We start from the raw sequence: 22759 nt of genomic DNA, 5'->3' as shown, positions 1-22759 counted from the left end.
ATTGGCAAGACCCAGGCGGGGCCCTGCCGAAGCAAACAATCCTTGAAATCCGACTCGCTCCTTAAGTAAAAGGAGCGCTCACAAGCCGGGCCAGAACCCGGCAAACCCGTTTGGAATTATTCTAAACTGGTTTATTGGTCAGTTTTATGGACACCCGGACCATTCGTCAAGCCGGGCTCCCCGCTTGCATGGCACCCATGCGTTGCGCGATTTCAAGTGTAAAGGTCTGTGTCGATGCCTGAAGTGATTTTCAATGGTCCCGAAGGGCGGATCGAGGGACGCTACCAGCCCGGCAAGGAACCCAACGCTCCGGTGGCGATCGTTCTGCATCCTCATCCCCAGTTCGGCGGGACGATGAACAATCAGATCGTCTACAATCTCTTTTACATGTTCGTGCAGCGCGGCTTCGCCGTGCTCCGCTTCAACTCGCGCGGGGTCGGACGGTCCCAGGGCGTGTTCGACCATGGCATTGGCGAGCTTTCGGACGCCGCCGCCGCGCTCGACTGGCTGCAGGCGCTCAACCGCGAGAGCAAGGGCTGCTGGATCGCGGGCTTTTCGTTCGGCGCCTGGATCGGCATGCAGCTCCTGATGCGCCGGCCGGAAGTCGAGGGCTTCATTTCGGTTTCCCCTCCGGAAAACCTCTACGATTTCTCCTTCCTCGCCCCCTGCCCCTCCTCGGGCCTCATCATTCACGGCGACCGCGATCGCGTGGCGCCCCCTGAATCGGTGCAGAAGCTCGTGGACAAGCTCAAGACCCAGAAGGGCATCACCATCGAGCAGCAGATCGTCGAGGGTGCCAACCATTTCTATGAGAACAAGGTGGACGAATTGATCGAGGCCTGCGGCGAATATCTCGACCGTCGCCGGGCCGAGATCGCCGCCGGCGGCGGACGTTAACCCTTGCGATCGATCCGGAGGCGGTCGAGCCAGCCTCCGGCGAAGCTCATCCTGGGCGTCAAGGGCGCCTGCACAACGGGATGATTTCGAGCCAAGCCTGCCCGGTTCCGGCCGGGTCGTTTCATCGCTCTGGAATCAAGACCAATGACTCAGTTCAAATCCGAATTCCTCCACACGCTCTCCGAGCGCGGCTTCATCCATCAGATTTCCGACCCCGAGAGGCTGGACAAGAAGTTCTCCACCGAGATCGTCTCGGGCTATATCGGCTACGATCCCACGGCCGCGAGCCTGCATGTGGGGCATCTGATGCAGATCATGATGCTGCACTGGATGCAGAAGACCGGCCATCGGCCCATCACCCTGATGGGCGGCGGAACCGGCATGATCGGCGATCCCTCCTTCAAGGACGAGGCGCGCAAGCTGCTGACCGTCGAGGGCATCGCAGCCAATATCGAGGGCATCAAGCAGAAGTTCTCGAACTTCCTCACCTTCGGGGACGGTCCGCAGGACGCCGTGATGGCCAACAACGCCGATTGGCTGCTCGAGCTGGGCTATATCGCCTTCCTGCGCGACGTGGGCCGGCATTTCTCCGTCAACCGCATGCTCAGCTTCGATTCGGTGAAGCTGCGGCTGGATCGCGAACAGTCGCTGTCCTTCCTCGAATTCAACTACATGATCCTGCAGGCCTACGACTTCGTCGAGCTCAACCAGCGCTATGGCTGCACGCTGCAGATGGGCGGTTCGGATCAGTGGGGCAATATCGTCAACGGGCTCGATCTCGGGCACCGCATGCTCGATACCCAGTTCTATGCCCTCACCTCGCCGCTGCTCACCACGGCGTCCGGTCAGAAGATGGGCAAGTCGGCCACCGGTGCCGTCTGGCTCAATGCCGACATGCTCTCGGTCTATGATTTCTGGCAGTACTGGCGCAACACCGAGGATGCGGACGTCGAGCGCTTCTTCAAGCTCTTCACCACCCTGCCGCTGGACGAGATCGCCCGGATCGTGGCGGGCAATGGCTCGGATATCAACGAGGCCAAGAAGATCCTCGCCACCGAAGTCACCGCCATCGTCCATGGCCGCGAAGCGGCCCAGGACGCCGCCGCGACGGCCGTTGCGGTGTTCGAGGCCGGCCAGATCGACCTTTCGCTGCCCACCATCCAGATCGGCTGGTCGGCGCTGCGCGGGGGGCTGGGCATCCTCGCCGCCACCGTCACGGCCGGGCTGGCCGGCTCGAACGGCGAAGCCCGCCGCCACATCCAGGCCGGCGCCCTCAAGGTCAATGACGAGACCGTCACCGACGAAAAGCTCAGCCTGGGCGAAGCCGACGTGCTGTCCGAAGGGGTGATCAAGCTCTCCATCGGCAAGAAGCGCCACGTCCTGCTCAAGCCGGTCTGACCCCGGAAAACCGAAGCCGCGGCGCGTCCCGCGGCTTCGGCCTCCTCAATTGGCCTGGTTCTGCGCCTTGTACTCGAACAGGGTGCGGAACACGCCGGGCGCGAGGATCGACACGGGGTTGATGAGGAGGTCCGGCTTGTCCAGCGGCCCACGCACCGCGAAGGTGACGCCGATCAGCCCTTCCCCCTCACGCCCGCCGAAAATGGGCCCCAGCAGGGGAATCTGCTGAAAGAAATTATTGAGCCCGAACAGCGGCACATAGGTGCCGGCCAGATCGTAGCGCCCGCCCTCGGTCAGCACATTGCCGCGAATCGTGCCCCCCACCGTATCGCCATAGACGGCGGCCTCCACCACTTCGACCCGATCGGGATAGCGGATGAACTCGGCGCGGCCATAATCGAATTCGAGGGTCGATGCGCTGCCGACCAAGCGCCGGGACTGTTCGTGCTCGCCGACGATCGCCTCGAGGTTCTGCTCGTCCGCAACGGCGAAATTGCGCACCTCGAACACGCCGGTATCGCTGCCGCTCCCCTCGTCATAGCGCATGACCATGCTGCCCGTGCCGCCCAGCAGCCGGGGATAGATGCCAATGAACCGCAGCATGGCGCCCAGATCGTTGGTGGCGTAGGTGATGACCCGGCCCGAAGGCAGGGCGTTCGTGGTCGCCGATGCCGAGCGGTTGCCGGCAAACTGCGCCGAGAGGTCGACGGTCTGGAGCTGGTCGCCGCGCACCGCAAGGTCGAGATCGAGGTTGAGAATCGCCTCGCCGTAATAGCCCATGGCCCGGTCGAGATTGACGCTGACGGCGAAAAGCTGGTTCTGCAGGTCCTCGCTCGCGCCGCTGCTGGAATCGCCTTCGAGATTGAAGAAGCGCTTGAGGACCGGCTTGATATCGAGCTGGCGGCCGGTGACGGCAAAGGCGTATCCGCCCTCGATCGGGGTCATCGAAACCCGGGCGTCGTCGCCATTGCTGATGCGGAAGGTCGAAAAATCCGCCGAGCGGACCTCTCCTCCCGGCGCAAGGCTCATGGCGCCGGCCAGTTGCACGGTGCCGAAGGCAAGCTGGATATCGGACACCGCCACCCCCTCTTCGCCCATGGCGACATTCGCCGTCAGCAGGCCCGGCGCCCCCTGCGCCTTGGTAATGCCGATATCGCGAATGGTCAATGCCGCGTCGGTGAGATCGGTATTGATGGCGAACGTGCCATCCGTGCCCGGCCGGGCCGCCACCCGCACCGTGCCCTCCACGAATTCCGACAGGTCGATGCCGAATCGCGCCGCATCGGCCACCCCCAGCGTGGCCCCGACGAGGATTTCCGGATCGCGGCCGCGTGCCTGGATGGCCTGCACATTGACGTCGATGTCCTCGACCGCGCCGCTGCCCAGCACCCGGAATCCTTCCTGCGAGGCGGTGAAACTGACCGTGCCGCCGGCGAGGTTGAGCCCGGCGATCGGCTTTTTCGTCGCCAGGTCACCGATCGAGCCGTTGAGGACATAGTCGGTCCGGGCCAGGTCTCCCGCCTCGTCGGTGGCGATGGTCGCGATGACCGTGGTCTCCACCCGCCCGTCGATCGCCGTGACGATCTCATCGAGGTCGATGCCGAAATCGACGTCCTCCAGAAGGTTCAGCGCCTCGCTGTCCGCCAGCCGCAAAAGGGCGTCGGCGCTGCCGGTCACGTCGCCGGAAATCTCGAAGATCTGCGCTTCCGCCGAAGTGTCCTGGTTGATATAGGCCGCGTTCTCGATGGCGATCTCACCGAATTCGGGCAGATGGGCCCGTTCGGCCGCGACGGTCAATTGGTTGTCGCGCATGGTGAGGCGGGTCTGGCCCTCGACCTGGAATTCCGGCAACCCATCGAACGCCAGCATTTCCACGCTGTCCCCGACGAGGTCGATGGTCAGCGCGCCTTCGGGCACCGGGCCCGGCGCTCCGGCCATGTCAATGCTGCCGACCGGGAAAGCGAGATGCATCTCGGCGGTCGAGACGCTGCCATCGTTCACATAGTGCGTAAACCAGTCGCGGCCTTCGGGCGCGAACAGATAGGGCCAGAGCCGCTTGATGTCGTCGGCCGACGCGCCGCGGCCCGAGACGTGCATATCGAGGCCTATGCCTTCGCGCACCATGTCGAGCCGTCCCCGCATGAGTACCGAGACGCCGTCGCGCCCACCCACTAGGCGGTCGATGCCCACGGCGCCATAAAGCGGCGCCGACCAGCCGTCGAAGCTGAAGTCGAAGGGCTCGGTCGGCGCGTCGAGATCGTCGGGATGCAGCCACACCTCCTCGGCGCGGATCGAGAGGCCCAGGGTCGGACCGAACTGCTCGTCGAAACCCATGACGATATCGCCGCTCAGGGCGCCCCGGCTCTGGCCGATGGTCACTTCGGCATTGGCGATGGAGAAACGCGATTGCGACGGAATCCAGTCGACGATGATGGGCTCGGCGGCTATAGCGAAGCGGTCCTCGTTGAGGCGAAGATAGGTGCCGGCGAGATCGACCGAGAACGCGCCGCTTTCCACCCGCCCGGTCGCGCTGTCGAGGGTCACGGCCAGTTTCAGCGCTCCCCGGCCTCGCAGGGCGGCAATACCCGTCGCGTCGTCGAGAAAGGGAACGATGGTCGAGAAATCGATATTGTCGATATCGGCCTCGATCCGCGCCGCGTCGTCCTCGATCTGGCGCACGATGGAGCCGGTCATGGTCTCGCCGGCGATGGTCGCGGAAAAATCGGCGGCGACCCGGCCATTCAGCCGCCCCGACCGCACCTCGAGGTCGACCGAATCGAACGATTTGTAGAGCCCGTAGACGGTATCGAGCACGTCCACCGTGCCGTCGCGGATTTCGAGGCGGCGCACCTGCCCGCGAATCGCCTGGTCGGCCAATTGGGCGAGCGCCTGGTCCAAGGCCTCGATATTGAGCACCATCCAGTCATTGTCCGACCGCAGCCCGATGGCGGTGCCGCCGGCCTCCGATCCGAGGGACAGCCCGTCGTCGCCGATCCGCACATTGTGCGCGGCCGTCTCGCCTTCGAAGATGTGGACCACGGTTTCCCCGGTGCCTTCGGCCTCGATGAACTGGAATCGCGCCAGCCTCGGGCCCAGCAGGTCCTGCAGCATGCGGATTTCCGGACGGATCAGGACGACGCGCGCGTCGGGCCGTCCCACCAGGGCGCTGAACGGGGAGACGCCGATTTCCAGCGCTTCCATGGTGATCGCCGCATTGGCGGCGCGATCGGTGAGGGTGACGTCGGAAAGGTGGAAGCCGAGGCTGACGGGGCCGGTCAGTGACAGGCCGAAATCGGTCCAGGCGATGTCGTAGCTGTCCTCGACGATCCCCGCCACCGCCGCCTGAGCGCGCTCGGAAAGGAAATTGAGCGATATGGGTCCGAACAGCAGACGCACGTAAAAGAGCGCCAACAGGACGAGCACGCCGAGGCCCACCCAGGCGAAGAGGCGGACGGCCAGACGTTTCGTCCGGCTCCCGGACGCCTTGGACGGCGGCGTATCAGTCACAGTTTGTCGCGGGTCCCATGCAAGCGCCGTGCGTCCACAAGGTTGAGAATCGGCTATAGGCGATGTCTGTTGCCGACCATATCGGCTGGAATATGGCACCAAAACCGGTTTCGGCGTCTGCGTCGGCGGTTGGTTCAGCAAAGGTTGCCCAATGGCAGTTCTCAAGATCGGAGACCCCGCACCGGATTTCACGCTGAGCGACGATAGGGACGAAGCGTTTACATTGTCCAACTATCGCGGGCGCCGGGTGCTGCTTTATTTCTACCCCCAGGCCGATACGCCGGCCTGCACCGATCAGAACCTCGCCTTCACCGCCAATGCGGCCTGGTTCGAGGCCAAGGGCATCACTCTGGTCGGCATCAGCCCCGACAGCATCGAAAAGCTCGCCAGGTTCCGCTCAAAGTACGATCTGAGCCCCATCCTGCTTTCCGATCCGGACCACAAGGCGATCGGTCCCTATGGCGCCTGGGGCGAAAAGCGCAATTACGGCCGCACCTATATGGGCCTGATCCGCAGCACCATCGTGGTCGAGCCCGATGGCACCATCGGCCAGGTCTGGCCCAATATCCGCGCCAAAGGGCACGTCGAACGGGTGATGAAAGCCCTCGGTTAGCCGCGCATTAACCATGACCGGCCATACTTGCTCCATTGATAGTGTATCTTGGGGGCAAAGCGGTGCAGGCGAGCGAAAGCGCCATTTCGCTGGGAAGGCGGGCGAATTCGCGCCCTGCCCGGCATCCGCGTACCGCCATCGCCATGCTCTTTTGCGTCGTCGGCCTCTTGCTGGCCAGCAATGTCACGACCGGGATCGCGCTTTATTTCGCGCCTGAGATCAATTCGCTGTTCCGCGAGGACAATGGCACGCTGGTGACTGCCTATGAGCAGCGCATCACGCAATTGCGCCTGGAAGTGGATCGCCTGCATTCGCGCCAATATGCGCAAATGGGCGACATGAACCTGCAAATGCATGATCTGGTCAATCAGCAGGAAGTGCTGTTCGAGCAGCACGAATATGTGCGTGCCCTCACCGAAATGGCGCGCGAACTGGGCATTACCCAGCACGCCGAGACCGATCCGCTGGTGACCTCGAGCATCTCCTCGGCCCCCGCCACGCCCCCGACCGACACCGCGCAACTGGCCGCCTCGCTTCTCGCCATGCAGGAGGAAACGAGGATGGCGCTGGTTTCGCTGTCCGACGCGGCAACCCTCTCGGCCAATGAAATCGCCGCCGAACTCGACACCATCGGCATCGCCGCTCCCCTGGAATCAAGCGGGATCGGCGGTCCCTTCCTTCCGGCGCGCGGCTCCGGCATCTCCATCGTCGAGGAAGCCAACGCCGTCGCCGATGCCCTGGGCCGCTACCAGACGGCGCGGCAGATCCTGCTGACGGCTCCCGTTCGCTCCCCGATCGCCGGGGCCTCCAGCGTTTCGTCGAACTTCGGCAATCGCATGGACCCGTTTCTCAAACGCACCGCGTTTCATTCGGGTATGGATTTCCGCGCAACCACAGGCACGGCCGTCCTTTCGGCCGCGCATGGCGTCGTCACCTTCGCCGGCACCAATGGCGGCTATGGCAAGATGGTCGAAATCGACCATGGCGGCGGGCTGATCACCCGCTATGCCCATCTCAGCCAGATCCTCGTCGGCAAGGGCCAGAAGGTCACTGGCGGCGAACGGGTCGGGCTTTCGGGCTCGACGGGGCGGTCCACCGGCCCGCATCTGCATTTCGAGGTGCGCCGCAACGGGGCGGCCATAGAGCCGGCCCACTTTCTCAGCGCGGGCCGGGCTCTGTCACGCTACCTGCAACAGCCGGAAGCGCGACAAAGCATGCGTTCTAGGCGTCGTCTGCCGTCTCGGCCCCGACACGCTGGGAGAGCGAGGCTTCCATGAAGGCATCGAGATCGCCGTCGAGCACATCGGAGGGTGCGGTGCTTTCCACCTGGGTGCGCAGGTCCTTCACGAGCTGATAGGGCTGCAGGACGTAGGAGCGGATTTGATGGCCCCAGCCGATATCGGTCTTGGAGGCCGCCTCGGCATTGGCCGCTTCCTCGCGCTTTTGCAGCTCGAGCTCGTAGAGACGCGCCCGCAGCATGTCCCAGGCCTGGGCCCGGTTCTTGTGCTGGGAGCGTTCGTTCTGGCACTGCACCACGATCCCGGTCGCGATATGGGTGATGCGCACCGCGGAATCGGTGGTGTTGACGTGCTGCCCGCCCGCGCCGGAGGCGCGATAGGTGTCGATGCGGACATCGGATTCGCTGACATCGATGTCGATCGAATCGTCGATCATCGGATAGACCCAGACGCTCGAAAAGCTCGTATGGCGGCGAGCCTGGCTGTCATAGGGCGAAATCCGCACCAGCCGGTGCACGCCGCTTTCGGTCTTGAGCCAGCCATAGGCGTTATGGCCCTTGACCAGAATGGTCGCGCCCTTGATCCCGGCCTCTTCGCCGGCGCTGTATTCAATGGTCTCGACCTTGAACCCGCGCCGCTCGGCCCACCGCGTATACATGCGGAACAGCATCTGCGCCCAGTCCTGGCTCTCGGTGCCCCCGGCCCCGGAATGGACTTCGAGATAGCAATCGTTGGAATCGGCCTCGCCGGACAGCAGCGTCTCGATCCGCTGGCGGGCCGCGCTCGCCTTGAGTTCGGTCAGTGCCTCCACCGCCTCGGCGACGATCTCGTCATCGCCTTCGGCTTCGCCCAGTTCGATCAGTTCGAGATTGTCGGCCAGCCCGCCCTCGAGGGTGCGCACGGCGACGATCGCGTCTTCAAGCGCCTGGCGCTCGCTCATCACCTTGCGCGCCGCTTCGGGATCGTTCCACAGATCCCCCGACTCGGACTGGGCGTTTAGAGCGTCGAGGCGTCTTTCGGCTGTATCCCAGTCAAAGATGCCTCCTCAGCAGGCTTAGGGCCTGCTTGATTTCGTCAACCGTCTTCTGAACGTCTGCGCGCATAACTCTCTTGGCTCATTGTTCTTTCTTGGCGCTGACTTAAAGGCATTGGCCGCCACAATCAACTGCCGGCTGCTCAGAACAGCCCTCCGGTGCCGAAGCTGGGCTGCCCGGTCGCCCCGGTCTGGATATTGTCGAAGGCTGCCGAATCGAGGCCGATCACCGATGTCCTGGCATTGGGGCCGGTCCCCGGCTTGAAGGCCTCCTGGATGCCCGACCCGCCGGCGACGATCTCGACGCCAGAGCGCGGATCGATCCAGTCCCGGTGCATGCCCTGCGGCATGGTGAACTGCGAGGCCGGCACTCCTTCGAGCGCCGCAGCGAGGAAATCGGCCACGACGGGCGCCGCCAGTTCGCCCCCGGTCGAGGAACTGCCCATGGAGCGCGGCGTATCGTAGCCGACATAGACGCCCACCGCCAGTTCGGGGGTGAACCCCACGAACCATGCGTCCTTGTAGTCGTTGGTGGTGCCGGTCTTGCCCGCCACCGGGCGTCCCAGGGCCCGCAGGGCGGTGCCGGTGCCGCGCTGGACGACGCCTTCCATCATCGAGGTGATCTGATAGGCCGTCATTGGATCGAGAACCTGCTGGCGGCTGTCGATCAGCAGAGGCGCCCCCTGCCCGTGCCAATCGGGCTGGTCGCAGCCATCGCATATGCGCTCGTCATGGCGATAGATGGTGTCCCCATAGCGGTCCTGGATGCGGTCGATCAGCGTGGGGGTGATCCTGCGCCCGCCATTGGCCATGGTCGCATAGGCGGCGGTGAGGCGGAGCACGGTGGTTTCCCCCGCCCCCAGCGCCATGGCGAGCACGTGGGGCATGTCTTCATAAACCCCGAACAGGCGCGCATATTCCTCGATCATCGGCATGCCCAGGTCCTGGGCCAGCCGCACCGTCATCACGTTGCGCGACAATTCGATGCCGCGCCGCAGGGTCTGCGGGCCATAGAACTGCCGGGCATAGTTTTCCGGCTGCCACACCGAGCCGTCCGCATTGACCACCCGGAGCGGGGCGTCGAGCACCACCGAGGCCGGGGTATAGCCATTGTCGAGCGCGGCGGCATAGACCAGCGGCTTGAAGGCCGAGCCCGGCTGGCGCATGGCCTGGGTGGCGCGGTTGAATTCGCTTTCGGCAAAGGAAAACCCCCCGACCAGCGCGAGGACGCGGCCGGTGCGCGGGTCCATGGCGACGATGCCGCCCTCGATCTCGGGCACCTGGCGCAGGGTATAGATGCCCTCCTGCCCGGCCACCGGCTCGACATAGACCACGTCGCCGACGCTCAGCACCTGCCCGAGCGGCTGGCTGATCCATGAGACGGCGGAACCGGGCACCTGACCCGTTATCCGCGCGCTGTCGACGCGTCCATCGACATCGATGATCGGCCGCAGGCCGATGCGGGCGCTGTTGCTTTCCGTCGCCAGTATGACGGCGAGGGTCCATTCGGGCACGTCGGTGAGCGGCTGGATCTGCGCCAGGTTCAGCCCCCAGTCCTCGCCCAGTTCGATGGTCGCCTCGACGCCATGGAAGCCCCGGCGCTGGTCGAAGGCGATCAGCCCCTCCATCAGCGCCCGGCGCGCATGAAGCTGCATCTGGGGATCGAGCGAGGTCCGCACCGACAGCCCGCCCTCATAGAGTTCGCTGCTGCCATAGAGCGAGGCGATCTGGCGGCGCACTTCCTCGGTGAAATATTCCGCCGAATAGAGTTGCGAGCCCGCCTGCCGGGGGATGACGTTGAGGTTTTCCGCCTTGTAGGCGCTCGCCGCCTGGGCGGTCAGCGCGCCCGTCTCCACCATGCGGTCGAGCACCCAGTTGCGCCGCTCGATCGCCGCTTCAGGGCGGCGGAAAGGATGGTAGTTGGTCGGCCCCTTGGGCAGGGCGGCGAGATAGGCGATCTCGGCATAGTCGAGCTCGTAAAGCGCCTTGTCGAAATAGTTGAGCGCCGCCGCCGCGACGCCGTAGGACCCCATGCCGAGATAGATCTCGTTGAGATAGAGCTCGAGAATCTCGTCCTTGGACAGCGTGTCCTCGATGCGCAGCGCCAGGATGGCTTCGCGAATCTTGCGATCCCAGGTCTGGTCGGAGGTGAGGAGGAAGTTCTTGGCCACCTGCTGGGTGATGGTCGACGCGCCCACCAGCCCCGAGCCGCCATCGACCGCCTCGAGGACGTTATCGCGCATGGCGCGCACCACGCCGCCCAGATCGATCCCGAAATGGTCGTAGAAATTGGCGTCTTCCGCGGCGAGGAAGGCATCGATCACCTTGGGCGGGATGGTTCCGATGGGCTGGAACAGGCGGCGCTCGATCGCATATTCCGCCAGCAGCGTGCCATCGGCCGCATGCACGCGCGTGGTGACGGCGGGCTGGTAATCCTGCAGCACCGTGTAGTCGGGCAGATCGCGGCTGACCATCCAGACATAATAGGACACGCCACCCAATGCGACGAGGCCCGCAAAGGCGCCGAGACCGAACAGCCAGCTCAGTAGTCGAAACATAAAGGTCTCACCTTGCCGAGACGCCCCGCCGCGAAGTGAATCTGCCGAATCCTGAAAATAGCAGACTTGGCGCCGATTGTGGCGGCAAACCCGCTTCGCCGTGTCAAAACGCCGTGTGCCGGCGCTGCGCCGGCCTTCTAGCTCTGTCCGTCGACGTAAACCGCGATGCCGCGCGCCAGCGCCGCCGCCACCCGGTCGAGCCAGGCGTCGGTGGTGAGGTTTTCGGTATCGTCGGCGTTGGAAAGGAAACCGAGCTCGATCAGCACCGAGGGCACATCAGGCGAATTGAGCACGAAGAAATCCGCCTGGCGCAGCGGGAACCGGCGCAATTGCACCGAAGGTTCGAGCTGGTCGATGAGGGCCTGGCCGGCCAGATAGGACTGCCGCCGCGTCGTGCGGCTCATGAGATCGAGCAGCGCGCTGACGGCCGCCGCCTCCTCGGGCGGATTGAAGCCCGCGATGAGGTCGGCGCGGTTCTCGTTTTCGGCCAGAACCCGATCGATCTCGCTAGTTGCCAGGTCGCCGCGCGTATAGATGCTCGCGCCGCGTACGTCCGGCTGGTCGAAGGAATCCGCATGCAGCGAGATGAAGAGATCGGCCCGGTTCTGCCGCGCCAGGCTGACCCTTTCCGAGAGGGTCAGGAAAACATCGGTGTCCCGGGTCAGGGCCACGTCGAACTGTCCGGTCTCCACCAGCAGGCTCTGGAGTTTCAGGGCGAAGGCGAGGACGATATTTTTTTCTTCCAGCCCGTTGGAGGCCCGCGCGCCACCATCCACCCCACCATGCCCCGGATCGATGACGATGAGCGGCCGCACATCGGAGGCCGCCGTGGTCGTCTCCCCGGGCGCAGTCTCGGGGGTCGCCAGTTCCGCCGTCGACACTGTGGTCTCCGCGTCGGGCCGCTGCACATTGGCGAGGAAGTTCGCCTCGCTATCGGGCACGAGATCGATCACCAGCCGCGCCGGCTGGTCCTCGAAGGCCTCCAGGATATAGGATTGCTGCACCTGGACCGGGGCGGCGAGGGCCAGTTCCACCCGCACGCGATCGGTGCCAGCGGGGCCTTTCGAATAGCCCGAGACCAGCCCCTCGCCGCTGGGCGCGGTCGGGGTGGCGTCATCCTCGCTCTGCGCCCGCAACTCGACGACGACCCGCATGGGATCGGCAAGTGTGTGCACGCCGAACTCGGTTGTCCCCGTGAGATCGAGCACCAGCCTTGCCCGGTCCTGCGTCGTCGTCACGCGCGAGTCGAGCAGCGTGGGGATGTCGCCGGCCTCCACCAGAGTCGCCTCGGGCTCGGGCGGAACCTCCTGGGCCGCGGCGAGGCCAGCGGTCAGGAAAACCACGATCAGGAATGGCACGATCAGCCGGGCGCGGGCAGCCAGAAAGGTCATCGAATACTCCAGTTGTCGCGCACCTTATGCGATTCTTGGGCGAAAATAGGCAAGGGACAGCTTGAACTTATAGAGGACGCCCGCCACATCTGCGGCACGGTGGGTCTGCGACATTGACTCTTGCCAAGTCCTGGCAACACTCGTAAGGACTGTAATGCGGTGCTCTTTAGAGTCTGCGGCGATGTCCACCCGGCCCTTTGGAAACGGCCAGCGGTGACAAGGACACATGACGCGCGACTGCACCGACTAGGAATCTTCGGATCACCGCGTTTTCGGCGATCCGATTGGACGCGGCGACAGCGCGCGTCCGCAAGGACGAGGTCGAATGGGTTCTTCTCTGACAAGCGGCAGCATGGATCGTCCGGCACGCCGCGGGTTGGGCAGCAATCTCCTCTCGGCCCCTTTCCCCTCCGTACCCGACGCCTGCGGCGTCGATCCCATACTGTCATTCGCCTCGCATGGCGCTGGCCAACCGCCCGAATGGCGGTTCGGACGCGGCGCGCGAGTGCGCGGAGTAATTTTTTATGGCCACAAAAAGAATGTTGGTGGATGCCACCCACCCGGAAGAAACACGGATCGTTGTCACTAGCGGCAACAAACTCGAGGAATTCGATTTCGAATCCGCCGAACGGCGGCAATTGCGGGGGAATATCTATCTCGCCAAGGTGACGCGGGTCGAGCCCTCATTGCAGGCCGCCTTCGTCGAATATGGCGGCAACCGCCACGGCTTCCTCGCCTTCTCCGAAATCCATCCCGACTACTACCAGATCCCTGTCGCCGACCGCGAGGCCCTGATGCGCGCCGAAGAAGAGGCGCAGATGGAAGAGGCCGAGGAGGAAGAGCAGGAGGACAGCGCCCTCGACGATTCCGCCGATGGCGAGGACGAGGACGGCGAAGACAACGGCGATAACGGTGACAATGGCGCGCCGCGCGAGACCAAGAAGGTCGAGCAGATCGGCGAGGGCGATGCCCTCGAAGACCTGCAGGAGCGCCCGCGCCGCAATCAGCGCCGCTACAAGATCCAGGAAGTGATCAAGCGCCGCCAGGTGCTGCTGGTCCAGGTCGTCAAGGAAGAACGCGGCAACAAGGGCGCCGCGCTCACCACCTATCTGTCTCTGGCCGGCCGCTATTCGGTGCTGATGCCCAACACCGCCCGGGGCGGCGGCATTTCGCGCAAGATCACCAGCGCCGCCGACCGCAAGCGGCTGCGGGAAATCGCCACCGACCTCGAGGTGCCGCAGGGCATGGGCGTCATCCTGCGCACGGCCGGCGCCTCGCGCACCAAGGCCGAGGTCAAGCGCGACTTCGAATATCTGATGCGCCTGTGGGAGAACGTGCGCACGCTGACGCTGGAATCCTCTGCCCCCTGCCTCGTTTATGAGGAAGGCAGCCTGATCAAGCGCACGATCCGCGATCTCTACAACAAGGACATCAACGAAGTTCTCGTCGCCGGCGATGCTGGGTATCGCGAAGCCAAGGACTTCATGCGCATGATCATGCCGAGCCATTCCAAGAATGTGCAGGCTTATCGCGATGATGCGCCGATCTTCTCGCGCTTCAATGTCGAATCCCAGCTCGATTCGATGTTCCATCCGCAGGTCACCCTGCCCTCGGGCGGCTATATCGTGATCAATCCGACCGAGGCCCTGGTCTCCATCGACGTGAACTCGGGCCGCGCCACCAAGGAACACAATATCGAGGACACCGCGCTCCAGACCAACCTGGAAGCGGCGGAGGAAATCTCGCGCCAGTTGCGCCTGCGCGACCTCGCCGGCCTCATCGTTATCGACTTCATCGACATGGAGGAGAAGCGCAACAACAGGGCGGTGGAGCGCAAGCTCAAGGATTGCCTCAAGAACGACCGCGCGCGCATCCAGGTCGGCCATATCAGCCATTTCGGCCTCTTGGAAATGAGCCGCCAGCGCATCCGTTTCGGCGTTCTGGAAAGCTCGACCCATACCTGCCCCACCTGCGCGGGCACGGGGCTGGTGCGTTCGGTTTCCTCTCTGGCGCTGATGATCATGCGCGCCGTCGAGGATCATGTGCTTCGCAAGCCCGGCCAGTCGATCAACGTCAACATGCCGACCGATGTGGCGCTCTATATCCTCAACACCAAGCGCGATACGCTGACGGCGCTCGAAGCCAAATACGGGCTGTCGATCACCGTTTCGGCGCAGTCGGGATTGGTGGGCAACCAGTTCAATATCGAGCGTGGCGAGACGCGCGCGCCGGTCGTTGCAGCGCCGGTCCAGCATATTCGCGCCGACGCCGCCTCGATGGACGATTATGACGAGCCCGAAGTCGAGGTGGAAGAAGAGGAAGCCGATTCCGAACCCGAAACCGTAGAGGAGGCATCGGGCGAGCGCGAGAACGGACGCAACAGGCGCCGCCGGCGCCGGCGGCGGGGCGGCAATGGCAGCGAGCAGCCGGTGGAAGCCAGCGAAGTCGCGACGCCGGATGCGGAATCGGGCGATACCGAGGACGAGTTGCACGCCGATGCCACCGCCGAGTCCGAGGATGACGACGACCAGCCGCGCAAGCGCAGGCGGCGTGGGCGCCGCGGCGGCCGCCGCAACAAGCGCCCGCAGGACATGGTCGAAGCCGGCGCCGAGGCGGACGAATCCGACAGCGAAAGCGCCGACGATGTCGCTGTCAGCGATACCGATGCCATGACGGCGGTCGAGGAAAGCGCGCCCGAAGCTCCGGCCGAGGCAGCGGCCATCGAAGCCGAGCCGGTTGCGTCCGAGCCAGAGGCCGTTATTGCGGACGCGCCCGAGCCCGAGGAAAAACCGCGCCGGCGCCGCACCCGCAAACCCGCCGCCGCCAAGGAGGTCGAAGCGGAAGCCGTGAGCGAAGCGCCGGCCCAGTCCGAGCCGGAGAAGGCCGAGGAAACCGAAGCCAAGGCTCCGGTCAAGCGGACCCGCGCGCCGCGCAAGAAGGTGGTCAAGGCCGAGCCCGAAGCCATAGCGGAGGCCATCCCTGCCGCGCCGGCCGAGCCCGAGCCGGCCCCTGCCCCCGAAGCGGCTGCTGCCGTCGAACCCGCGCCTGCGGCAGACAGCACCGTCGCCGAGCCGGAGCCCGAAGCCGCCCCCGCACGGGCCAAGAAATCCGTGCCGGCCGACGAGATCGTGGTTTCGTCGTCGGGCGAGCAGGAAGGCGAGGCCAAGCCCAAGAAGGCCGGCTGGTGGCAGAGGCGGCTCGGCCTGGGCTGAGTTGCGCGCCCATAGCGAACAAGGAAAAGGCGGCCCGTGAGCCGCCTTTTTTCATGCCTTGAGGAATGCGCCCAGGCGCTCGAGGCCGCGTTCGATGGTCTCGCGCGTTCCCGCATAGGAAAACCGCACATATTTGTGCCCGTCGGTGCGGTCGAAATCGATGCCGGGAGTGGCGGCGACGCCGGCGGAATCGAGCATGCGGAAACAGAAATCCATCGTGTCATTGGTGAAGGCCGACGCATCGACATAGGCGTAGAAGGCCCCGTCCGCAGGCTGGGCGGCCTTGAAGCCGAGGGCCTGCAGGCCTTCTGCGAGGATCAGCCGGTTGGTGGCATACTCATCGCGGCGCGCATCGTAATCGGCGCGGGCATCGAGCGCCGCCAGGGCGGCGTATTGGGAAACGCTCGAGGCGGAGATGAACAGGCTCTGCGCCATCATCTCGGCCCTACGGATCAGGTCCTCGGGCATTACCAGCCAACCGATGCGCCAGCCGGTCATGCAGTAATATTTCGAGAACGAGTTGATGACGATATGGCCGTCGCTGAATTCGAGCGCGCTGGCGTCCCCGCCGACATAGTTGAGGTTGTGATAGATCTCGTCGGAAATGAACCGCACGCCCAGGCGGTCGCAGCAGGCGATGATCGCCGCCAGGTCCTCGCGCGCCAGCACCGCCCCGGTGGGATTGGCCGGGCTGGCCAGCAACAGGCCGTCGAAAGGTGCCCTGGCATGAGCCGCCTCGATGTCGCCCACAGTCAGCCGCCAGCCATTGGCGGGGGAAACGGGGATTTCGACGCTGGCGAGGTTGAGCGAGGCGAGGATATTGAGATAGGCGGGATAGCCCGGACGCGTCACCGCGATCCGCGCGCCCGGCCCGAACCCGGCCAGGAAGCTGAGGATGAAGCCCGACGAGGAGCCCATGGTGACCATGATGCGCTCGGGGGATAGCTCCACCCCGTGCTGCTCGGCATAATAGCGCGCCAGCCGCTGGCGCAGTTCGGGCATGCCCTTGGCGGAGGTATAACCCATGGGGCGCTCGAGACAGTCGGCGACCGCTGCGAGCACCCGAGGGGCCGGGCGACCACCCGGCTCGCCGATTTCGAGATGACACACCTCGCGCCCCTGGGCCTCCAGCGCTTGCGCGCGGGCAAGGATTTCCATGGCATAGAAAGGCTGGATGGCGTCGGAGCTCATTGCGATCCCGTTCGAATTCTCATGGCGTCGACGGGCTTATATCGACCTTCTCCCGAAAAGGCCAAAGCGTGAGTCCATAAATAGGCCACGCCATCGTCGTTGCAGAATGCCGCACTGGCCGCGCTCCCTGGAGTGCGCTACACCCGATCCATCGCGAATCGGAGTGAGAAATGCAAAAGGCCATCAATATCGCTCTTGGTCTGGCGGTCGTGGTGCTGGCCGCCGGCCTTGGCTATGCCATTGCGACGCGCCCTGCCCCCGGCCCCGACGCGGCGCAAATCCGCAGCCTTGTCGCACAGGCCATGGCCGACACCGCCGTCGCGCAAACCGCCGGGACGGCTACGGCCCAGTTTGATGGCGCAACGCTCGGCCCGATGATCAAGGACTATCTGCTTGCCAATCCGGGCCTGCTCGAAACCATGTCGATCGCGCTTGAAACCGAGCGGCGGACCGAGGAGGCGGAGCGGTCGCGCATAGCGCTCGACGCCTTGCATGACGATATCTACAACGACCCCTTCAATGTCGTTCTCGGCAATCCCGATGGGGATGTGACGCTGGTCGAGATGTTCGACTACAATTGCGGCTATTGCCGCCAGGTGGTCGCCGATGTCATGGCGCTTGTGGACGAAGATCCAAACCTGCGGGTCATCCTCAAGGAATTCCCCATTCTTTCGCAAGCGTCGATCGACGCCGCCCGCATCGGCATTCTGGTCAATCGCGAGGATGCCGACTACCAGGCATTCCATACCGCGCTCTATTCGGGCCGCGGCACCGTGGATACGGAAGCGGCGCTGGCCGCCGCCGAGTCGGTGGGGCTCAATCGCGTCCTCCTCGAACTCGACATGAACGCCCAGGACGTGACGGCTGCCCTCCAGCGCACCTACCAGATCGCCCAGGGCCTCGGGGTGTCGGGCACGCCGACCTTCATCATCGGCAATGAGGTGATCCCCGGCGCGGTGCCGAAGGCGGAGCTGACCCGCCGCATCGCCAGCATGCGCGAATGCGGATCGACGGTTTGCGGGCCCGAGGAGGGCTGATGGCCGGAAACGCACGCATCGCCGACAGCACCCCATAACCGCCATCTTTCTTTGCGTTTTCGGTGCAATTCGTATAACGCCAGCTTGCGCCCCCCACCCCCTTGTGGAAAACCTTGAAAGACCATGGCCAAACGCGTACTGATCCTCAACGGACCAAACCTCAATCTCCTGGGCACGCGGGAGAAGAGCATCTATGGCGCCGACACCCTCGCCGATATCGAGGCCCTCTGCCGCGCCGCCTGTGAGAAGGCCGGTCTCGCCTGCGATTTCCGCCAGTCCAATCACGAGGGCGAGCTGGTCGACTGGATTCAGTCGGCGCGCCGCACCGCCGATGCCATCATCATCAACCCGGCCGCCTATTCCCACACCTCGGTGGCCATCCACGATGCGCTGCGCGCGGCGGAAAAGCCGGTCGTCGAGGTGCATCTGTCCAATATTCACCAGCGCGAGGCCTTCCGGCACCATTCCTATGTGTCGGCGGTGGCCGTGGGCGTCATTTGCGGCTTCGGCCCCAAGGGTTATACACTGGCCATCGAGGCCGCAGCCGACATCCTGAATTGAGAAAAATGGGCCTGCCGGCCCGTGGAGACACGATAACAATGGCAAAGATTTCCCAGGTCGATCAGGACCTGATCCGCACCATCGCCGAATTGGTCAACGACGCCAATCTGGCCGAAATCGAACTCGAACAGGATGATTTCCGCATCCGGGTCACGCGGACCTTTGCCAAGGACGTCGTGCATGTGGCCGCGCCCGGCTATGCCGCCGCGCCGGCGCCAGCCGCGCCCGTCCCGGCCGCCGCGCCCGTCGCTACGCCTGCTGCTGCGGCCCCCGAGGACCTGGCCGCCAACCCCAATACGCTCACCTCGCCCATGGTCGGCACCGCCTATCTGGCGCCCGAACCCGGCGCGCGGCCCTTCGTCGAGGTCGGCGCCAGGATCGCCGAGGGCCAGACGGTGCTGATCGTCGAAGCCATGAAGACCATGAACCAGATCCCGGCGCACAAATCGGGTACCGTCACCCGCATTCTGGTCGATGACGCCTCGCCGGTCGAATACGGCGAACCCCTCGTCGTCATCGAATAAGGCCAGAGCGATGTTCTCCAAGGTCCTCATAGCCAATCGTGGCGAAATCGCACTGCGCATCCTGCGCGCCTGCAAGGAGCTGGGCATCCAGACGGTTGCCATCCATTCCCAGGCCGACGCCAATGCCATGCATGTGCGCCTGGCCGATGAGAGCGTCTGCGTGGGGCCGAACGCGGCCAAGGACAGCTATCTCAACATTCCCTCGATTCTCGCCGCCTGCGAGATCACGGGCGCCGAGGCGGTGCATCCGGGCTATGGGTTCCTCTCCGAGAACGCCCGCTTCGCCCGCATCCTCGCCGAGCACAAGATCGCCTTTATCGGCCCCTCCGCCCATCACATCGAAATCATGGGCGACAAGATCCAGGCCAAGAAGACTGCGCTGGAACTGGGCATTCCCTGCGTTCCCGGCTCGCCCGGCGCCGTCACAAGCGAGGCCGACGCCAAGCGGATCGCCGCCGATATCGGCTACCCGGTGCTCATCAAGGCCGCGGCGGGGGGCGGCGGACGCGGCATGAAGGTCGCCAAGTCCGAAGCCGATCTCTCGGTCGCCTTCTCGACCGCCCGCACCGAAGCCAAGGCCGCCTTTGGCGACGATGCAGTCTATATGGAAAAATATCTCGGCAAGCCGCGCCATATCGAGGTGCAGGTGATCGGCGACGGCCAGGGCAATGCGGTGCATCTGGGCACGCGCGATTGCTCGCTGCAGCGCCGGCACCAGAAGGTCTGGGAAGAAGCCGCAGCGCCCACCGTGCCCATGGACAAGCAGAACGAGATCGGCGAGATCTGCGCCGCCGCCATGCGCAAGCTCAAATATTCCGGCGCCGGCACGGTCGAATTCCTCTACGAGGACGGCGAGTTCTATTTCATCGAGATGAACACCCGCCTGCAGGTCGAGCACCCGGTCACCGAGCGCATCACCAATTTCGACATCGTTTATGAGCAGATCCGCGTCGCGGCGGGCGAAAAGCTCTCGCTCACCCAGGACGAGGTCAAGTTCTACGGCCATGCCATCGAGGTGCGCATCAACGCCGAGGACCCGCAGACCTTCGCCCCCTCGCCCGGCAGGATCACCTATTACCATCCGGCCGGCGGCGTGGGCGTGCGCGTCGATTCCGCCGTCTATCAGGGCTATAATATCCCGCCCTATTACGACAGCCTGATCGGCAAGCTGATCGTCCATGGGCGCACGCGGCCCGAATGCCTGCAGCGCCTCAACCGGGCGCTCGACGAATTCATCGTCGATGGCATCAAGACCACGCTGCCGCTCTTCCGGCGCCTGATCAAGGAGCCCGATATCCAGTCGGGCAACTACGACATCCACTGGCTCGAGCACTATCTCGAAACCAACAAGCAATAGACAAGGGCGGCCGTTGCGGCCGCCTTTCCATTTCGGCACCCATGGCCCGCAAGACCGACCCCTTCGACATCGAACTGACGCCGGACCTGATCCTGCGCGCCTATCGCGCCGGGATATTCCCCATGTCGGAAAGCGCCGAGGACCCGGAGATCTTCTGGGTCAGCCCGCAATTGCGCGGGGTGATCCCGCTCGATGGATTTCATATCTCCAAAAGCCTCGCCAAGCGCTTGAAGAAGAATCCCTTTTCGATCGCGGTGGACAGGGATTTCGAGGCGGTGATCGCAGGCTGCGCCACCGCCGGCAGCGACCGCGACAGCACCTGGATCAATCCCACCATCCGCGCCCTTTATGGCGAGCTGTTCGCCATGGGCTTCTGCCACACGGTGGAGGTCTATGAGGGCGACGCATTGGTCGGGGGCCTGTACGGCCTCGCCATCGGCGGGGCGTTTTTCGGGGAATCCATGTTCCACCGCCGGACCGATGCTTCGAAGATCGCCCTTGCCCATCTGGTCGAAAGGCTGCGGGTCGGCGGCTATGTGCTGCTCGACACCCAGTTCCTCACCGACCACCTCGCCTCGCTCGGCGCCATCGAGATTCCCCGCGCCATCTACGAGATCAGGCTTTCGGGCGCGCTGGAAATCGAAGGCGATTTCCATGCCTATGACCGGCTGAAGGCAGGGTGATCAGGCCCGGTTTTTCGCTTCCCGGGCCCGCTGCGCCACGATGAAGCCCCTGCCCCCGGCCAGCCGGTCGGAGCCCGGCCGTTGGGTATCGACCACGCGCCAGAACGGCACCGCATCGGGGTCGCGCAGGGTCACCGCCGAATGGGCGATGACGGCGATGACCTTAAGGTGGCGTTCGGCGGTCGTCATGCACATGCTGTCGGCCCCGTGCTCGCGGGCCAGTTCGGCCCCGATCGCGGCAAGGTCGCGAAAGGCGGCCGGCGCAACCGCCCGGATCTGTCGTTCCAGCATAGGGAGGCTGGGAATCAGCACGCGCTGGGTCTTTCCGCCATCGGCTTGGAGCGAACGCTCGACGATTTCGGCCTCTGCTGTCACGGCACCCCTGCCCTGTTTTCTAGCGTTGACTGGGTGGCGGCACGTCGGACGTCTGGCGGCAATCGAGCAGCCATATATCGTAGACCGCGTTGTCGATGGCGTTGAGCGCCGGGGAATCGGCGAACATCCAGCCCGAGAACGCCCGGGTCAGCGTCGCCTGCAAGGAAACCTCGTCGACCTGGATGAAGGCAACCGCGCTCTGGGCCCCGCTGGCCGGACGCGTGTGGCAGGCGCGCGGGGTCAGTTGCAGCGAGCCGAATTGCACCGTCTCGTCGATATAGACGTCGAATACGGTGATCCGCCCAGTGATCTTGTCGAGCCCGGAAAAGACCGCGACCGGATTGGCGATCGATTGCTGGGCCAGGCCGGGCCCGGCAGTGCCCACAAGGCAGACAAGGGCGCCCAGGGCCGCCGCGACGCCCCGCAGCAGGCGAGCCATGGCCAAGCGCGGTCTATTCAGGCGACCAGGCGTCGTAATCGCCGGTCACCCGCGGCCGCGTCTGGGGATTGAGGATCGATCCGTCCGGGCGATAGGCCATGGCCGTGCCGGTGAGGTTGGGCTGGTGCCCGGTCTCCCAGGCACGCGGCGTGTAGCCCGTCTGGGTCGGGGGCACGTCGGTGCGGCGATGCATCCAGCCGTGCCAGCCCGGCGGAATGGCGGACGCTTCGGCCGGACCATTGTAGATCACCCAGCGGCGGCCGTTCTTCTTGCTTTCGTAATAGACATTGCCCAATTCGTCCTCGCCCACGCGCCGACCGCGCAGGGCGGTAAAGATGCGTGTCGAAAAGGTTTGGCCGTGCCACCAGCCGAAAAGCTCGAAAACCAATTGCTTGAAGCCGCCGTTTGCCACGTCGAAATCCCGGGAACTGCACTCGATCGGTTGGGCTTTAGCACACATGCCGAGGAAAAGCCTAGCGCGACAGGGGCAAAAGGAGCAGAATGTTCCCGCGCAATTGCCGCACGCTGCTTGTGCCTCCGCAGGGTGGCCCACACCACATCTTGTGCAGTCCATCCGGCTGGGGAAATTCGCCGCCGCCCCCAAAATAACGTACTTGACACGGTTCGGGAAGAGTCGGGCGATTCCGGTCCGGCGCGCAAAGCCAGTGTCCACGGGCACTTAGCACCGCAAGCGGCAACAAGACTTCATTAACCCTGCGGCCATCGGGCTCTGTGACGCCCTCGT

The 22759-nt window shown here is 64.6% G+C and carries 18 protein-coding genes; 10 read left to right on the top strand and 8 right to left on the bottom strand.

Annotated elements, in window-relative coordinates:
• The first annotated feature begins 234 nt into the window (after positions 1-234).
• Positions 235-897 carry an alpha/beta hydrolase gene (locus DVH29_RS07200; protein WP_114645495.1) on the top strand — a complete coding sequence of 221 codons (663 nt, stop codon included), beginning with the start codon at positions 235-237 and terminating at the stop codon, positions 895-897.
• A 144-nt stretch (positions 898-1041) separates the two neighbouring features.
• Complete coding sequence (tyrS, locus tag DVH29_RS07195; RefSeq protein ID WP_114645494.1) at positions 1042-2295, top strand: tyrosine--tRNA ligase; 1254 nt, start codon at positions 1042-1044, stop codon at positions 2293-2295.
• A gap of 45 nt (positions 2296-2340) precedes the next feature.
• Here the strand turns inward: tyrS and DVH29_RS07190 are convergent, their stop codons facing one another.
• Entirely contained in the window at positions 2341-5802 is a 3462-nt protein-coding gene (locus DVH29_RS07190) for a hypothetical protein (protein ID WP_147276028.1), read from the bottom strand.
• Positions 5803-5953: 151 nt separating this feature from the next.
• Between DVH29_RS07190 and DVH29_RS07185 the strand changes: the two genes are divergently transcribed.
• Positions 5954-6415 (top strand): peroxiredoxin, encoded by a 462-nt coding sequence (locus tag DVH29_RS07185; protein WP_114645492.1) that lies wholly within the window; start codon positions 5954-5956, stop codon positions 6413-6415.
• Between the two features lie 143 nt (positions 6416-6558).
• Positions 6559-7692 (top strand): M23 family metallopeptidase, encoded by a 1134-nt coding sequence (locus DVH29_RS07180; protein ID WP_114645586.1) that lies wholly within the window; start codon positions 6559-6561, stop codon positions 7690-7692.
• Here DVH29_RS07180 and prfB read toward each other — a convergent pair.
• From prfB to DVH29_RS07165, 3 genes are all read right to left on the bottom strand, one after another.
• Positions 7637-8756, bottom strand: a protein-coding gene (prfB, locus tag DVH29_RS07175) for a peptide chain release factor 2 (RefSeq protein WP_114645491.1) whose coding sequence is annotated in 2 segments (ribosomal slippage) — positions 7637-8686 and positions 8688-8756 — 1119 coding nt in all. Because the reading frame shifts where the segments join, the coding sequence is not laid out codon by codon here. The genes DVH29_RS07180 and prfB overlap by 56 nt on opposite strands.
• Positions 8757-8829: 73 nt before the next feature.
• On the bottom strand, positions 8830-11244 hold the full coding sequence (locus tag DVH29_RS07170) for a penicillin-binding protein 1A (protein ID WP_114645490.1): 2415 nt from the start codon (positions 11242-11244) through the stop codon (positions 8830-8832).
• A 137-nt stretch (positions 11245-11381) separates the two neighbouring features.
• The gene (locus DVH29_RS07165; RefSeq protein ID WP_114645489.1) at positions 11382-12635 is read right to left on the bottom strand and encodes an N-acetylmuramoyl-L-alanine amidase; all 1254 of its coding nucleotides are present in this window, start codon (positions 12633-12635) and stop codon (positions 11382-11384) included.
• A 524-nt stretch (positions 12636-13159) separates the two neighbouring features.
• Here DVH29_RS07165 and DVH29_RS07160 point away from each other — a divergent pair.
• A complete protein-coding gene (locus DVH29_RS07160) occupies positions 13160-15847 on the top strand; it encodes an Rne/Rng family ribonuclease (RefSeq protein WP_114645488.1) in 2688 nt (895 codons plus the stop codon).
• A 51-nt stretch (positions 15848-15898) separates the two neighbouring features.
• Here the strand turns inward: DVH29_RS07160 and DVH29_RS07155 are convergent, their stop codons facing one another.
• Positions 15899-17038 carry a pyridoxal phosphate-dependent aminotransferase gene (locus DVH29_RS07155; protein ID WP_114645487.1) on the bottom strand — a complete coding sequence of 380 codons (1140 nt, stop codon included), beginning with the start codon at positions 17036-17038 and terminating at the stop codon, positions 15899-15901.
• A 170-nt stretch (positions 17039-17208) separates the two neighbouring features.
• On the opposite strand from DVH29_RS07155, the gene DVH29_RS07150 reads away from it, so the two are divergent.
• The 5 genes from DVH29_RS07150 to aat all read left to right on the top strand — a co-directional run bounded on the left by DVH29_RS07150 (position 17209) and on the right by aat (position 21200).
• Positions 17209-18075 carry a DsbA family protein gene (locus DVH29_RS07150; protein ID WP_114645486.1) on the top strand — a complete coding sequence of 289 codons (867 nt, stop codon included), beginning with the start codon at positions 17209-17211 and terminating at the stop codon, positions 18073-18075.
• A 123-nt stretch (positions 18076-18198) separates the two neighbouring features.
• A complete protein-coding gene (gene aroQ, locus DVH29_RS07145) occupies positions 18199-18636 on the top strand; it encodes a type II 3-dehydroquinate dehydratase (protein ID WP_114645485.1) in 438 nt (145 codons plus the stop codon).
• A gap of 38 nt (positions 18637-18674) precedes the next feature.
• Positions 18675-19160, top strand: coding sequence for an acetyl-CoA carboxylase biotin carboxyl carrier protein (accB, locus tag DVH29_RS07140; protein WP_114645484.1), 486 nt, complete (start codon positions 18675-18677; stop codon positions 19158-19160).
• Positions 19161-19170: 10 nt separating this feature from the next.
• Positions 19171-20517 carry an acetyl-CoA carboxylase biotin carboxylase subunit gene (gene accC, locus DVH29_RS07135; protein ID WP_114645483.1) on the top strand — a complete coding sequence of 449 codons (1347 nt, stop codon included), beginning with the start codon at positions 19171-19173 and terminating at the stop codon, positions 20515-20517.
• 41 nt (positions 20518-20558) lie between these two features.
• Complete coding sequence (gene aat, locus DVH29_RS07130) at positions 20559-21200, top strand: leucyl/phenylalanyl-tRNA--protein transferase (RefSeq protein ID WP_114645482.1); 642 nt, start codon at positions 20559-20561, stop codon at positions 21198-21200.
• Here aat and DVH29_RS07125 read toward each other — a convergent pair whose 3' ends face one another.
• The 3 genes from DVH29_RS07125 to DVH29_RS07115 are packed head-to-tail and all read right to left on the bottom strand — an operon-like array spanning position 21201 to position 22426.
• A complete protein-coding gene (locus DVH29_RS07125) occupies positions 21201-21575 on the bottom strand; it encodes a hypothetical protein (protein ID WP_147276027.1) in 375 nt (124 codons plus the stop codon).
• 19 nt (positions 21576-21594) lie between these two features.
• Positions 21595-22014 carry a DUF2155 domain-containing protein gene (locus tag DVH29_RS07120; protein WP_114645480.1) on the bottom strand — a complete coding sequence of 140 codons (420 nt, stop codon included), beginning with the start codon at positions 22012-22014 and terminating at the stop codon, positions 21595-21597.
• A gap of 13 nt (positions 22015-22027) precedes the next feature.
• Entirely contained in the window at positions 22028-22426 is a 399-nt protein-coding gene (locus DVH29_RS07115) for an NADH:ubiquinone oxidoreductase subunit NDUFA12 (protein ID WP_245944910.1), read from the bottom strand.
• Positions 22427-22759 lie beyond the last annotated feature (333 nt).

Source organism: Pelagibacterium lacus (genome assembly GCF_003345525.1).
GTDB classification, from domain to species: Bacteria; Pseudomonadota; Alphaproteobacteria; order Rhizobiales; family Devosiaceae; genus Pelagibacterium; species Pelagibacterium lacus.
This window is presented reverse-complemented; position numbering and strand designations above follow the sequence as displayed.